The 14602-nt window shown below is 37.6% G+C and carries 16 protein-coding genes; 10 read left to right on the top strand and 6 right to left on the bottom strand.

Annotation, left to right across the window (positions count from 1 at the left end):
• Window positions 1–30: 30 nt before the first annotated feature.
• The 3 genes from AC3WJG_RS13125 to madM all read left to right on the top strand — a co-directional run bounded on the left by AC3WJG_RS13125 (window position 31) and on the right by madM (window position 2294).
• The gene (locus AC3WJG_RS13125; RefSeq protein WP_337133864.1) at window positions 31–927 is read left to right on the top strand and encodes a LysR family transcriptional regulator; all 897 of its coding nucleotides are present in this window, start codon (window positions 31–33) and stop codon (window positions 925–927) included.
• 195 nt (window positions 928–1122) lie between these two features.
• Complete coding sequence (gene madL / locus AC3WJG_RS13120; protein ID WP_028407476.1) at window positions 1123–1536, top strand: malonate transporter subunit MadL; 414 nt, start codon at window positions 1123–1125, stop codon at window positions 1534–1536.
• Entirely contained in the window at window positions 1533–2294 is a 762-nt protein-coding gene (gene madM / locus AC3WJG_RS13115; RefSeq protein WP_028407477.1) for a malonate transporter subunit MadM, read from the top strand. Before madL ends, madM begins: the two co-directional genes overlap by 4 nt.
• Before the next feature lie 96 nt (window positions 2295–2390).
• Here the strand turns inward: madM and AC3WJG_RS13110 are convergent, their stop codons facing one another.
• Window positions 2391–3056 (bottom strand): TerC family protein, encoded by a 666-nt coding sequence (locus AC3WJG_RS13110; protein ID WP_028407478.1) that lies wholly within the window; start codon window positions 3054–3056, stop codon window positions 2391–2393.
• A 360-nt stretch (window positions 3057–3416) separates the two neighbouring features.
• Between AC3WJG_RS13110 and mecA the strand changes: the two genes are divergently transcribed.
• The 4 genes from mecA (at window position 3417) to pepF (ending at window position 9113) form a co-directional block, all read left to right on the top strand.
• Window positions 3417–4097 carry an adaptor protein MecA gene (gene mecA, locus AC3WJG_RS13105; protein WP_013055427.1) on the top strand — a complete coding sequence of 227 codons (681 nt, stop codon included), beginning with the start codon at window positions 3417–3419 and terminating at the stop codon, window positions 4095–4097.
• Between the two features lie 216 nt (window positions 4098–4313).
• The gene (cls, locus tag AC3WJG_RS13100) at window positions 4314–5831 is read left to right on the top strand and encodes a cardiolipin synthase (RefSeq protein WP_060746420.1); all 1518 of its coding nucleotides are present in this window, start codon (window positions 4314–4316) and stop codon (window positions 5829–5831) included.
• Between the two features lie 119 nt (window positions 5832–5950).
• Complete coding sequence (locus tag AC3WJG_RS13095) at window positions 5951–7132, top strand: competence protein CoiA (RefSeq protein WP_028407480.1); 1182 nt, start codon at window positions 5951–5953, stop codon at window positions 7130–7132.
• Window positions 7133–7295: 163 nt separating this feature from the next.
• A complete protein-coding gene (pepF, locus tag AC3WJG_RS13090) occupies window positions 7296–9113 on the top strand; it encodes an oligoendopeptidase F (RefSeq protein ID WP_028407481.1) in 1818 nt (605 codons plus the stop codon).
• A gap of 31 nt (window positions 9114–9144) precedes the next feature.
• On the opposite strand, the gene AC3WJG_RS13085 is transcribed toward pepF, so the two are convergent.
• From AC3WJG_RS13085 to AC3WJG_RS13065, 5 genes are all read right to left on the bottom strand, one after another.
• Entirely contained in the window at window positions 9145–9324 is a 180-nt protein-coding gene (locus AC3WJG_RS13085; RefSeq protein ID WP_028407482.1) for a hypothetical protein, read from the bottom strand.
• Window positions 9325–9617: 293 nt separating this feature from the next.
• The gene (locus AC3WJG_RS13080) at window positions 9618–10469 is read right to left on the bottom strand and encodes a ClpXP adapter SpxH family protein (protein WP_013055432.1); all 852 of its coding nucleotides are present in this window, start codon (window positions 10467–10469) and stop codon (window positions 9618–9620) included.
• 26 nt (window positions 10470–10495) lie between these two features.
• Entirely contained in the window at window positions 10496–10906 is a 411-nt protein-coding gene (locus AC3WJG_RS13075) for a globin domain-containing protein (protein ID WP_013055433.1), read from the bottom strand.
• A 286-nt stretch (window positions 10907–11192) separates the two neighbouring features.
• Window positions 11193–11882: a lytic transglycosylase domain-containing protein gene (locus tag AC3WJG_RS13070; RefSeq protein WP_028407483.1), complete on the bottom strand. Its 690-nt coding sequence runs from the start codon at window positions 11880–11882 to the stop codon at window positions 11193–11195.
• A gap of 4 nt (window positions 11883–11886) precedes the next feature.
• Window positions 11887–12477, bottom strand: a complete 591-nt coding sequence (locus AC3WJG_RS13065) for a CYTH domain-containing protein (RefSeq protein WP_043980463.1) — start codon at window positions 12475–12477, stop codon at window positions 11887–11889.
• A 216-nt stretch (window positions 12478–12693) separates the two neighbouring features.
• Here AC3WJG_RS13065 and AC3WJG_RS13060 point away from each other — a divergent pair, with 216 nt between their 5' ends.
• The 3 genes from AC3WJG_RS13060 to AC3WJG_RS13050 all read left to right on the top strand — a co-directional run bounded on the left by AC3WJG_RS13060 (window position 12694) and on the right by AC3WJG_RS13050 (window position 14602).
• Window positions 12694–13080, top strand: a complete 387-nt coding sequence (locus AC3WJG_RS13060; RefSeq protein WP_028407485.1) for a UPF0738 family protein — start codon at window positions 12694–12696, stop codon at window positions 13078–13080.
• Window positions 13081–13107: 27 nt separating this feature from the next.
• Window positions 13108–13743, top strand: a complete 636-nt coding sequence (gene yjbM, locus AC3WJG_RS13055; protein ID WP_028407486.1) for a GTP diphosphokinase — start codon at window positions 13108–13110, stop codon at window positions 13741–13743.
• Between the two features lie 61 nt (window positions 13744–13804).
• Window positions 13805–14602, top strand: coding sequence for an NAD kinase (locus AC3WJG_RS13050; protein WP_025749877.1), 798 nt, complete (start codon window positions 13805–13807; stop codon window positions 14600–14602).

The raw sequence follows: 14602 nt of genomic DNA, 5'->3' as shown, positions 1-14602 counted from the left end.
ACTAAACACATAAAAGTGGTGGTGAACGGATTGGAGCTTTTACAGCTAAAATATTTCCAAGTAGTTGCTAGACTAGAACATATCAGTAAAGCGGCCGAAGAGCTATACGTATCTCAGCCTGCGCTCAGCAAAACGATCTCACAGTTAGAAAAAGAGCTAGGCATTCGTTTGTTTGATCGAAACGGTAAATACATTAAATTAAATCGGTATGGTAAAGCATTCTGTGCCAAAGTAGAACTTGCTTTAAAAACATTAGAAGACGCAAAGCACGAGCTAAAGGATATGTCGAACGATCCATGTGAAGAAATTCGCCTTGTTGTATTAGCTAGTTCACATTTACTTCCAAAGCTATTAAGCAGATTTCGTGAGCAATATCCTCAGGTGCGTTTTCGACTGATGCAGCATTTGACTAATTCTAATTCACAGCCTGATTTTGATTTATGTATTTCAGCTTTTCCATTAACAACCCGTCAGATCGAACATACTCCTTTGCTCCGTGAATCGATTTTGCTTGCAGTGCCTCTTGATCATCCTTTAGCCAAGCAATCACGCGTAAAGTTAAATGAACTTAAAAATGAGAAATTCATTGTGCTAAAGAAAGGAAAAGAGCTAAGGAAAATAACGGATGTAATTTGTAAGGAACAGAATTTTGTACCTCAAATTACGTTTGAAAGCGATGACCCAGCAACAGTGAGAGGTTTGATTAGAGCGAAGCAAGGAATAGGTTTTATTCCTGAAGTAACTTGGGGAGGTTCTACAGGGAAAGATGTAAAACTGCTGAAAATTGAAGAGGAAATATTTGAACGTACAATCTTTTTAGCTTGGAACAACGGAGGCTACGTGACGGATTTACAACAAATCTTTAGGCAGTTTGTGATTGATTATTTTAAACATTTACCCTCCGGTATACCTCATGAATACATATAAGAATCATGACTAAATGTCATGATTTTTATTTCTTTTTCGAATAAATCTAAAGTGAACAGTAGAGAAAAACTGTATTATGTCATTTTTGATATAAGTATATAACTAAAAATGCATAGGTTATTCAACTTTTTTCCTTTACACTATTTTTAAACCGTAAAGTAAACGCTTTCAATAATGGGTTGGGGAGGAAGTAATATGATAATCTTCGGTGTAGCGCTGCTGTCTATTTGCATGTTGATAGGGGTAATTGTAGGGGACGCATTAGGAGGGCTGATGGGAGTAGAAGCCAACGTTGGAGGAGTAGGGGTATCCATGCTTCTTCTTGTACTAGCGGTGGATTATTTAAAGAAGAAAAATAAGCTCCAAGTAAAATCCGAAGAAGGCATTGCTTTTTGGGGAGGTATTTATATTCCTATCGTGGTAGCAATGTCTGCACAGCAAAATGTTGTAGCTGCTCTTGATGGAGGAGGCATGGCGCTTCTTGCAGGGGTGGTAGTAGTCGTAGTAGGCTTTTTATCCATACCATTTATCAGCAGAATAGGAGAGAAAGCGAAGGTGAAAGAACAAGAAATAGAGCTTTCTATTTTACCTAAGGAGCAGGTCAAATGATGAATATGATCAAAGAAGGATTAGAAAATAACGGGCTGATTACGGCATTTGCTATTATTGGGATTGTCATGTATATTGCTTATTTTTTATCAGATAAATTAACAAAAGGAAGAGTTCACGGATCTGCTATTGCTATTATGTTTGGATTGATCCTTGCTTATATCGGTGGAGTGAATACAGGAGGAGAGAAAGGGATTTCTGATATACAGTTATTTTCAGGAATTGGTTTAATGGGCGGAGGGATGCTGCGAGATTTTGCCATTATTGCTACTGCATTCGGCGCTAATTTTAGCGAAGTCAAAAAAACGGGAATCAGCGGGATTACGGCCTTGTTTTTTGGGGTTTTCTATTCCTTTGTAATAGGTGTAATTATTGCTCTTTGTTTTGGATATAGAGATCCCGTTGCTTTGACCACAATCGGAGGAGGAGCCGTGACCTATATTGTGGGGCCGGTTTCTGGAACTGCGATTGGAGCCTCTTCTGATATTATCGCGTTAAGTATAGCTGTAGGATTAATTAAATCCATTTCAGTTATGATTTTAACACCGGTATTTGCTAAGAAAATCAAATTAAACAACCCTCGTACAGCAATGATCTATGGAGGAGTTATGGGGACGACGAGCGGTGTAGCAGCTGGTTTAGCCGCGACAGATGTAAAACTTGTACCTTACGGAGCCATGACAGCTACATTTTATACAGGTCTTGGTTGCTTACTCGTACCATCTATTCTTTTTTTACTGACAGAGATTATTTTTTAAGTGTACAAAGTGTTTTATGAATAAAAGACTGCTGTGCTCATTAAACTAAAGAAAAGGCCATACTAAATAAAAATGTTTAGTATGGCCTTTTCTTTATCATTTAGTTGAACGAAAGCTATTAACAACCATGCCGCTTATCAGCACGACAGCAATTGTTATAAACGGAATAAATGTTCCTAGAGATGTATGGTCTGCAAAGAATGAATGTAAGTTCTTTTCATGCCCAATCATATTTCCAGCAGTATAAGCTAAAATAGCTGCCCCACCATAAACGAGCAGGGGAAATCGCTCCATCAAATACAAAATGAGCTTGCTTCCCCAAACAATAATGGGGACGGATACGAGTAATCCGGTAACAACCAACATAATATTTCCATGAGCTGCGCCTGCTACAGCTATTACATTATCTAGTCCCATTACAATATCAGCAAATACAATCGTTCTTACAGCGGCGCCTAATGTCACACCTGCACGGATTGAAGATGCATCATCACCTTCTGATACAAGAAGCTTAAAGGCAATAATCACTAATAAAAAACCGCCGATGAGCTGCAAGTAAGGAATAGTTAGTAAATAAACAGCTAAAATAGTAAGTACAATGCGAACGATCACAGCTAAGCCAGTCCCTAAAAAAATAGCTTTATTTCGCTGATATTCAGGTAAGTTGCGGCTTGCTAAGGCAATAACAATAGCGTTGTCTCCACCTAATACAATATCGATACCGATAATAAGAAGAATGGAGGTTATTAATTCTAAATCCAATAGTCTTCCCTCCCAATATGTAAGGATAAGTAGCTCATATTGCTTTATCTGTGTTCATTTTTAACAAAAAGCGTTCATAGGGTAAAGAGATTATGTATATAACAAAGTAAGGTGTAAGGTGGCTATGAGTTGTCAGAGTATTTTTTATTTCCTTTCTTTCGCGTTTTGTCATAAAATAGATATACAAGGTTCACTCAAATAGTGTATGCTTGTATATCCCAAGTTAGAATGCTTTACAAAGTGAGAAAGTACATGTAATATTGCTTTAACACGGGGGTAAAATAGTCCCTTCATCGTTTAGGGGTAATGTTCGAAATGGCCGGATTACCTTCACTGATTTTTCCGAAGGGAGAGATGATAATGGAAATCGAACGCATTAATGAAAACACAGTAAAATTCTTTGTCACTTACGTAGATATTGAAGAACGTGGATTTGATCGCAATGAAATTTGGTTTAGCCGAGAGCGCAGTGAAGAGCTATTCTGGGAGATGATGGACGAAATTCATCAAGAAGAAGAGTTTGTAGCAGAAGGTCCTCTTTGGATTCAAGTACATGCGCTTGAGAAGGGGCTAGAGGTTATTGTAACAAGAGCACAAGTTTCAAAAGACGGTCAAAAGTTCGAAGTACCTGTTGGTGAAAATGATAAAATCGATATCCCTGTAGATGGAAAAATTGAAGCGTTGCTTGATCATCAAGCGAATCAAAATAAAAAAGCTGATTTTGAAGAAGAAATTATAGAAGACGAAGGGCTACAGTTCGTCGCACGCTTTCAAGACTTAGAACATTTAATTTCCTTAAGTCACCATTTAGAGTTAGATGATATCATCAACAGCATGTACGTGTTTGAAGGGAAATATTATTTATACGTTGAGTTTACAGATGATGAAGATTTTGTAGCTGAAATTGATAACATTTTAAGTATCATTTTAGAATATGCAAATGAATCAAATGTAACAGTTCATCGTTTAATGGAATATGGAAAAGAATTAATCAGTGAAAATGCACTTGAACAAGTAAAACAGTATTTTCCTTTACGATAATAGCAGCCGATTTCATGTATATGAAATCGGTCTTTGTTTTGTCTTCATTTTGGGAAAAGCTCTCTGCTTGTATGAAACGAACATAAGTGGAGAAAGAAGGAAACTCGTTTCTGAACGAGAAAAGTGTAGGGTTAAAATCCCTAGTTTGAGGATAATAACGGTACATGGATCCGGTGTTAATGACGAAAGATTGGTTTTAGGATAGGTGAAAACAAGTTGAAAAATAGATTACAGCTTTTAATTTTTGTTATTGGTATTATTGCTTTGCTTTATTTTACAAAAGGGTATTGGGACGGTAAATTTATTGGCGTGCTAAGTATCTTAATTACGATTAGTGTTGTTTTCATCGGTCTTGTTATTTCATTAGAAAACCGTCATCCAACTCAAACGCTAACGTGGCTCGTAGTATTAGGCGGTTTCCCGGTAATAGGGTTCTTTTTTTATTTGTTATTTGGACGCAATACGCGAAAACGGCGTTTATTTGCTAAAAAAGCAAAGCTGGATGAACAGGTGCTTTTAAAGATGGAAAGAGATTCCGATATATTAGAAAATCACTTTGAACAGTTGGGCACCAGTAGAAAGCAAATGCTGAAGCTAGCCGTCAGGCTTGGCAAGAGTCCAATTTCTTTTTCATCAGATACACGCGCATTGACGAATGGAAAAGAGACGTTTCACGAAATTATGGAATCATTAAAGCATGCAAGGCATCATATCCACTTAGAGTATTACATCGTACGACATGATCACTTAGGAGAACAAATTAAAGATATTTTAATTCAGAAAGTACAAGAAGGAGTTTATGTACGTTTCTTGTATGATGCCGTGGGCAGTTTTCAGCTTTCACCGCATTATATTCACGAGTTAAGAAACGCTGGCGTAGAAATGATTCCATTCTTGCCGGTGAGACTTCCATTTCTCAATAATAAAATCAACTTCCGTAATCATCGTAAAATTGTAGTCATTGATGGAACAATTGGATTTGTAGGAGGTTTGAACATTGGTGATGAATATCTCGGGAAAAGTCGGCATTTTGGCTTTTGGAGAGATACCCATTTGATGGTGAGGGGTGAGGCAGTCCGTTCATTGCAGCTTATTTTCTTGCAAGATTGGTATTATATGACAGGTCAGACGATGCTTACTCAAACGTATCTATCGCCGGATTTAATTGACATTGATATGGAAAAGTGCGGCGGTGTTCAAATGATTGCCGGCGGACCAGACCGTGAGTGGGAAATTATTAAACACTTATTTTTTTCGATGATTACGTCTGCGAAAGAGTCCATTTGGATTGCTTCTCCTTACTTCATACCTGATGAAGATATTTTTACTTCTCTCAAAGTAGCTGCTCTAAGCGGTATAGATGTAAGGCTTCTTGTACCTCAGAAGCCCGATAAAAAAATTGTTTTTCATGCATCACGCTCTTATTTTCCTGAGCTGCTAGAAGCAGGTGTGAAAATTTACGAGTATAAAAAAGGATTTATGCACAGCAAAATTGTGATTGTTGATAGAGAAATTGCCTCTATTGGAACAGCTAACATGGATATGAGAAGCTTTCATTTGAATTTTGAAGTAAATGCTTTTTTATATCGCACAGCTAGTACCCAAAAACTCGTATATGAATATATGCAAGATTTAGAAGAAACGAGTGAGCTTCACTTTAAAGACTTTGAAAAGCGGCCATTTATACAGCGGCTATTTGAATCAACGGCTCGTTTGCTTTCACCGCTATTATAATCGCTGTAAACCACATTGCGTATGTTGCAATGTGGTTTTTTTCTGAAAGAAAAGGGTTTAGTAGAAAGGTGTCGAATACAAGGATATAGCTCGCTGCTATAGGAAGGAGAAATGTACGATTGTTAGTTGCCCAAACAGAAGAAGGTCTCATTTCACTAGCTCAGCGCTTTTCGCTTGAACAGCTTAAGCTGTGGAAAAAAGAAAAGCAGTTCTACTGTCCCTCTTGTCAATCCCCTGTACAGTTAAAGGTAGGTACAAAAAAAATCCCTCATTTTGCTCACCTGAAAAAAACGTGCGTCGCTCAGCATGAAGGTGAAACAGATTATCATCTCGATGGAAAACGAAAGCTGTTTCACTGGTTTAGTTCTCATGTTGAAGTCGAGTTAGAAAGTTATCTTCCTGACATTATGCAGCGTCCAGATCTTCTTGTAAATACGCCCTCGCAAAAATATGCAATCGAATTTCAATGTGCTTCCTTATCTTCCTCAGTGCTAACCAAACGTTCTATTCATTATGAGAAAGGAAATTATATGCCCCTTTGGATTATGGGAGCAAAAAGAATGAAGCGCTTATCCACTTACATGTATCAACTTTCTTTTCAAGAGTGGCAGTTTCTTACTCTTTCCGATTATACGCCCACACTTCTTTATTTTTCACCTTCTACTAATCAACTGTTGAAACTTGAACATCTTATTCCTTTTTCATCTCAGATTTGTTATGCACAGCTTGTCGTGCTTTCTCCTCACGAGCATACCTTTCATGATCTTTTTTCTACACATACACAACCTCAATTTTTCTCTTCATGGATAAAGAAAAAGAAGGCATGGAGAACGCATTATATCCTCTATCCTAATCAGAAGCTTCAGCCTTTTTTACACGCTCTTTATGAAAAAAATATTCCTCCCTCCCATATTCCAGCAGAAGCAGGCATGCCGCTGCCTTCTTTATACATGGTTGAAACGTCTGCTACTATATGGCAAACGTGGCTGCTTCTTGATTTAATGCAGCAGAAGCAAGTAGGGGATTTAGTTACAGAACAAGAGTTATGCCGGCTATGGCTCTACAGAATTCATAAGAGGCATATTATATTTCGGTCTTTAACCATGGCTCCTGTTGCTATGGAACAGCCCCTGTTTGAGTATATAGAGGTATTATGCCGGCTAGGAATGCTAACGTATATAACTTCTGGAGTATACAAAATCAGAAGGCCCTACACGATTCCAAAGCAAACATCTGATGCTTTTTTAGAAGATGGACAAATGATGAAAAGGTGGTTAAATCAAGCAAAAGAAGTGACATAATCACTGAAAATCAGTACGCTTAAGAAAGAATCCTTTTTTCAAAAGCGTACTGACTTTTGATTAATTCTTTTAAAACAACATACAATAACGAGAGAAATAAAAAGGATTCGCCTTAGAAAAAGCGAACAGTTATAGACAGGTAGAAAAAGATGGAGGGATGACCATGAGTGAACAATCAAAAGTAAAAAAGTTACCAAGTAGAAGCGAGATAAAAGTAGAAGATACGTGGAAACTAGAGGATATTTTTGCTTCAGATGACGCATGGGAAAAAGAATTTGAAGAAGTAAAAGCTCTTATTCCGCAAATGGAAAAATTCAAAGGAAAACTTGGAGAGTCCGCTCAAACTTTATATGACGCTCTTCAAGAGCAAGACGAGCTCACAATGCGCGTTAGTAAACTTTATACATATGCTCATATGCGCTACGATCAAGATACCACTAACTCTTTTTATCAAGGGTTAAATGATCGCATCAAAACACTTTATACCCAAATTGCAAGTGCACTATCGTATGTAACGCCAGAAATTTTGTCTATTGAAGAATCAAAAATTAAACAATACATGGCGGAACATAAAGAGCTAAAGTTATATGCTCATGCATTAGATGAAATTACTCGCGAACGTCCGCATATTTTATCAGAAAGCGAAGAAGCGCTTCTTGCTCAGGCTTCTGAAGTGCTAGGATCTTCAAGCAACACGTTTGGAATGCTAAACAACGCAGATTTAGAATTTCCTTCCATTAAAGACGAAAATGGAGAAGAAGTAGAAATTACGCACGGACGCTATATTCGTTTTCTAGAAAGCAGCGATCGCCGCGTACGAGAAGAAGCGTTTAAAGCAGTGTACGAAACGTACGGTAAATTTAAAAATACGTTTGCAAGTACATTAAGCGGCACAGTGAAGAAAGATAATTTTAGCGCCCGCGTTCGTCACTATAATTCAGCTCGTCACTCAGCTCTTAGCACAAATAACATTCCAGAAGAAGTATACGATAACTTAGTTAAAACAGTGAACGATAATTTGCATTTATTGCATCGATATATTGATTTACGTAAGAAAGTATTGGGAATTGAAGAGCTTCATATGTATGATCTCTATACGCCTTTAGTAAAAGACGTAAAAATGGAAGTAACCTATGAAGAAGCAAAAGACTATATTTTAAAAGGTCTGAAACCACTAGGTGAAGACTACCTTAATGTGTTAAAAGAAGGATTTGAAAATCGTTGGGTAGACGTCCATGAGAACAAAGGCAAGCGAAGCGGTGCGTATTCTTCAGGAACGTACGGCACCAATCCTTATATCTTAATGAACTGGCAGGATAATGTAAATAACTTGTTTACACTAGCTCATGAATTTGGCCATTCTGTACACAGTTATTACACAAGAAAGACGCAGCCATATCCTTACGGAGATTATTCAATCTTCGTGGCAGAAGTAGCTTCAACGTGTAATGAAGCGCTTCTAAATGATTATTTACTAAAAACAATTGATGATGAAAAGCAGCGCTTGTACTTGCTTAACCATTATTTAGAAGGGTTCCGCGGTACGGTATTCCGTCAAACGATGTTTGCTGAATTTGAGCACGATGTGCATGTACGTGCTCAAAACGGAGAGCCGCTTACACCTGAATTGTTAACAAAATTGTATTATGACTTAAATAAAAAGTATTTTGGAGACAACTTAGTAATTGACGAAGAGATTGGATTAGAATGGGCTCGTATCCCTCATTTTTATTACAATTACTACGTTTATCAATATGCTACAGGATTCAGTGCAGCAGCAGCATTAAGCAAGCAAATCCTTGAAGAAGGAGATGCAGCTGTTGAGCGCTATGTAGGTTTCTTAAAGTCAGGAAGCTCTGATTATCCAATTGAAGTGTTGAAAAAGGCAGGAGTGGACATGACAACATCTCAGCCAATTGAAGAAGCGCTAGCCGTATTTGAAGAAAAATTAACGGAAATGGAACGTTTATTAAATCAATAAAATTAAAATGAAGCAGGAGTTGTATCCTGCTTCATTTTTTAAATCCTCGAAACTTGTTGTGATTGTTAAGCAATGTAAAAATAATAAGAATAGCTAAAAATAAGAGAGGGCCTGCGATAAGGAGAGGAACAAGCTGCATAAGAGATAAAATATAGAATAAAAAAGAAAACAAAAGAATAACAACCCCTAGAGTAATTCCAGCAATTTTCATAGTTAACACCTCTATTAAAAGCATAATTGGTTGTACTATATGAGTGAATCTGGCTGTTTATGAAGTTTTTTATAAAAAAGTGAATAAAATTGAAAAAAGGGGTTGCCAAAAGTCGACATAATTTGCTATAGTATTAATCGTGAAGTTTATCACAAAACAAACATATACCCCTTTGTTTGACCGTGAAAAATTTCTCCCATCCCCTTGTTGTCTTAAGACAAACGAAAAGACTTGGCGAAAGCCAAGTCTTTTTTGTTTAGTTGATGCTTAGGATAAGCATCAACATGTAATGATTAACAGCTCTTTTCAGTACTTCTCCAAAAGGTTCCGTATTTAACAGGAACTCTCTCAACAACTTGCTGAAGCTGAAGTTTTTTCAATTCTTTTTCAGCCTCTTCTAATGATAAACCATACACAACTGCAACTTCTTTTGAAGCAACAAATTGAAAGTAGCTTAAAAATGAACGAAGAGGCGGAAGACAAGCTGGATCTGGGTCAATTTCTAACATCTCTTTGATGATGTGTACATATGTTTCGTACGAATAGTATCCTGATATCTTAATGCCTTCTTCTTCAACTTTTTCGTTGAAGAACACAAGAGTTGGAATCTCATCGACATCCATTTCCGACGTGATTTTTAAATCACATTGAAAGGCTTTCGCAGCGTAATCTGAATGCAAATCTTTTACAAATTCATTAACATCTAGCCCCACATGTTTTGCACATTGTATTAAGACAGATTCTTCTGTAACATTTTGTTTTTCTAAAAATACTACTTCTTGAAGTCTTCTCAAAAAGCGAATGCCCTGTTTCTTTCCTTGCAGACCGGCCGCTTTAATCGCAATTGATGCAGCGTAAGGAGTATCGATTGGGTTTTCAAGCCACAGATTGCCGTCACATGACATACCGGAACGGCTTCCAGTTTTCTCCCACGATTTTGCAATATGTTCAAATTTCTGCTGTGCTCCAATATTTAATTGCTGTAAGTTTCCTCCAAGCACATGCTTGAGGGATAACAGCTGACCATATTCTATTTGTAACTTCTTTAGAATAGGCTCGAGTGCCCAGCATTCCGGGCAAAGAGGGTCAACAAATACATAGATTTCAAGCGGTTTTTTATTTGAACCTTGACAAAGCTGATGCAAGGATGGGTATTGGCTATTTAGATTACTCAATGTGAAAATCCTTTCTCATCTGTCTGTTCCGGTGAATTAATCATGTGTTGGGCAGTTAAAATAAGACGATGATAAAGTTCATCTCTCTCAGGGCCTTCTAAATTAATTTCGTCCATTGCTTCATGCATACACGTCAGCCAAGCTTTGGCTCTTGACGGTGTAATTTCAAAAGGAAGATGCCTAGCTCTCAGCATAGGGTGACCGTGCTCTTCAGTGTATAACGAAGGCCCTCCTAAATATTGTGTCAGAAATTGCTTTTGCTTTCGTGCTGTTTCTGTTAAATCATCAGGAAAAATTGGTGCGAGCTCAGGATGTTGTCCAACGCGTGTATAAAAAGCATCAACAAGTTTTGAAATCGTATGTTCACCGCCTAATAATTCGTAAGGGGAGTGGATTTTTTCTCTCATGTTGATAACTCCTTTATTATAAGAAATATACGTCTTAACTCTTTGGTGTTTTTTACTTTCCTTAATTTTAGCAGTGTCATTTGGTTAACTCAAACTATCCGCTTACTTCTTCTACTGGAAAAGAGATAAAGTGGAATTTTACATAAGAAAAGTCTATGATGCTGTGGCGAATCACTAATTATGAGAAACAAAGGAATACTTTCACAAACGTTTCCTTCTATTTATATAGTGTAACCTCGGCAAACTATAGCCATTCCATGTTCAAGTGGCGAATGATTTGGCTCTTTTACACAAGATAAGAAGACATAATTTTATTTACATATTTTTGCGTTTCTTGAAAAGGAGGTACTCCGCCGTATTTATCAACATTACCTGGTCCAGCATTATAGGCCGCCAACGCTAATTTCACGTTTCCATTGTATTTATCTAACATTTGTCGAAGATATTTGGCTCCTCCAAATACATTTTGCTTGGAGTCGTACGGATCTTCTACACCAAGAGCTTTAGCGGTTGCTGGCATTAGCTGCATAAGCCCAGCCGCTCCTACAGAACTTTTGGCAGATGGATTAAAGTTTGATTCTTGTTTAATAACAGAACGAATAAGTTTAGGATCCAGCTGGTAGCGTGCAGCTGCTTCTGTAATGATCGTTTGTACATCCTGAGAACTGGCCTTTGCCGCTTCGTTTTTTTGTGCAGGTAAGGCAGCATTTGAAGCCGCTGCCTCACCTGAAGAAAAAACAGATGGCTCGGACTGCATTTGAACTGCCGTAGATGGAAACAACTGCGCTGCTTTCAAGTAAAGATTGGTACTCATTTGAGGCTCTTGATTGACGTAGTCTTGAAAAAGCTGAGCAAATACAGAGAGTAAAGTTGTACCAAGCATCACGTTAGCTGTTGGCAGCTGGTTGTTAACTGAAAATGGCTGCGTTCCAGGAAATTGAACGGAAGACATGTACTTGTTAATATTCATGCTCATAAATTTATTCTCCATCCATTAACGTATACTTTCGCTTGTAAAACCGTCGAATTTTGTTTTCCGTTGGTTTCTTTTTAATATCAAGCTCCGTAAGCAATTGCTCAAAATGTTTTGCTCCTTCATTGGCATCGGTTACTTCGTATTCAAGTTCATAATCCTCAGCACCTAGATAAAAGCTATGATCGAGTACAAGTAACCCATTTTTATATGGAATTTCTGCTCGACTTGTACGCAAAGTGCCAAAATAAGTTAGCGCATGGCTATCAACTTGTAAATCAGTAATAAGCTGTTGAATTGTTGACGGAATCTTGGCACTGCCATCTAGCAATTCTTTAGCTTGTTCATTTGTTAGTGCTTCATGTGTTTCTAAAAGACCCTCTTGATGAGGCTGTTTGAGCGTGAGAACGAACTTACCTTTTTTGCTTCGAATTCGCAGGGCAGCCCCGCAGTCTTTTAATGAGAAAGCAGGTGTATCAAAATAGTGGTTTTCTTGAGAAACAAACTGATCTTCAGTTAATTGAAAGTGTGAGCGGAGACGATCAAACTCTTCTTTCGTTACTATATTTTTAAATTCAATTTCAATTTCTTGTTTCAATGAAATCATCCTTTTAATTTAGGTCTTTTAGTAAGGCACTTTACATCTTAATTTATCACACTTTTTGAGACAGTAAAACCACATTTCCTAACAGGAATATCCAGATGGGGAACTTGGAAAATGAAGAAATACGGATTGTTTAGGTTTTACCTTTATTAAACGTTCCTGGAATGTGTTAAAATAGTAACGAATTGTATAGTTGGAAGGAGTTTATTTATGCACAATCGAATTGACATCACTACCTGTGTGATGAAATCAAATGAATTACATTTAAAAGCAGACCCTATTGAGACGAAAATTGAACAATTGGAAGATACAAAACAAATGCTTGTTGACTCAGATAACATGTCATTTGTATATGTTGTAGATATTAATGATCAATTTATGTATGTTGGCCTTAGTGACAATATTTGGGCGAATTTAAAGCACGTCTTACATAAAGATATGAAAGTATTTTTAGAAATTAACAAGGAAGTAATTGAGCTATCAGCCGTTAAAGAAGAGCTGTCTTATCTCATCAGTAACATCGAAGGAAATGTGAATTATGGAGACGAGATGGTAGCAAGAGTAGAGGAAGTTTTTTTAGATAAAGAAAATAAGTAATAGAGAGAAAAGAGGGGGGTGTTATTAATGATCAGGCATTGGGATTTATTTTTAGCACCGTATAAACAAGCCGTTGAAGAACTTAAGGTGAAGTTAAAAGGAATTCGTTCACAGTATGATATGAAGTCTACGCATTCACCTATTGAGTTCGTGACGGGACGAGTAAAGCCTGTCGCTAGTATTTTGGATAAAGCGACTCGAAAAGGAATTTCTCTCGATCGCTTAGAGGAAGAGATGCAGGACATTGCGGGACTCCGTATGATGTGTCAATTTACGGACGATATTAAAGCGGTCGTAGAGCTCCTGCGTCAGCGAACAGACTTTGAATTGATTGAAGAAAGAGATTATATTCTTCATAAAAAAGAAAGCGGCTATCGTTCATATCATGTGGTCGTATGTTATCCTGTTCAAACAATTAAAGGTGAAAAGAAAATTTTAGTGGAAATTCAAATTCGTACACTGGCTATGAATTTTTGGGCTACAATTGAGCATTCTTTAAATTATAAGTACAGCGGGAAATTTCCTGAGAATATCAAAAAGCGACTTCAGCGTGCTTCTGAAGCGGCTACTCAGCTCGATGAAGAAATGTCTCAAATACGAGGTGAGATTCAAGAAGCTCAGGCTATTTTCTCACGAAAAAAAGAATCGGCGGAAGAATCTTAGTTATGACTCAGCAACAGCTTTGTACATTGGATGGATAGGGGGAGAGAATTAGGTGGAGAAAATAAAATTTGCTATTACATCAAAAGGCAACCAAATATCAAATACGCTTATGCAAAAAATGAAAACGTATTTATTAGATTTTCATTTAGAATATGATGAAAACCAGCCTGATATTGTAGTGTCAGTAGGAGGGGATGGAACGCTTCTCTATGCGTTTCACCGCTATCGAAACCGACTTGACAAGACGGCTTTTATTGGGGTTCATACCGGCCATTTAGGTTTTTACGCAGATTGGACACCTGATGAGATTGAGAAGCTGGTGATTGCTATTGCAAAGACACCCTATCAGACTGTAGAGTATCCACTGCTCGAAGTGATTATTCGCTACACAAACGGTGGACGCGAAGCTCGATACTTAGCGCTGAATGAATGTACGGTAAAAAGTGTAGAAGGTTCTTTAGTAATGGATGTGGAAATTAAAGGGCAGCGATTTGAGACATTCCGAGGAGACGGCCTTTGCGTATCCACTCCCTCGGGAAGTACAGCTTACAACAAATCCCTGGGAGGCGCGATTTTACATCCTTCGCTTCAAGCTATTCAAATTGCTGAAATGGCTTCTATTAACAATCGAGTGTTCCGTACGATAGGTTCTCCATTGGTTCTTCCTGGACATCATACAGCGCTGTTAAAGCCTGTCAACGACGCAGACTTCCAAATTACCATTGATCATTTAACTCTTTTACATAAAGATGTAAAGTCGATTCAATTTCGGGTAGCAAGCGAAAAAATTCGATTTGCTCGCTTTCGTGCGTTTCCTTTCTGGCAGCGTGTCAGAGACTCTTTTGTATGTGATGATTAA

The sequence above is a fragment of the Priestia sp. FW507-14D1A genome, from assembly GCF_058781295.1.
The sequence above is the reverse complement of the archived record's forward strand: the minus strand, read 5'-3'. Positions and strand labels throughout refer to the sequence as shown.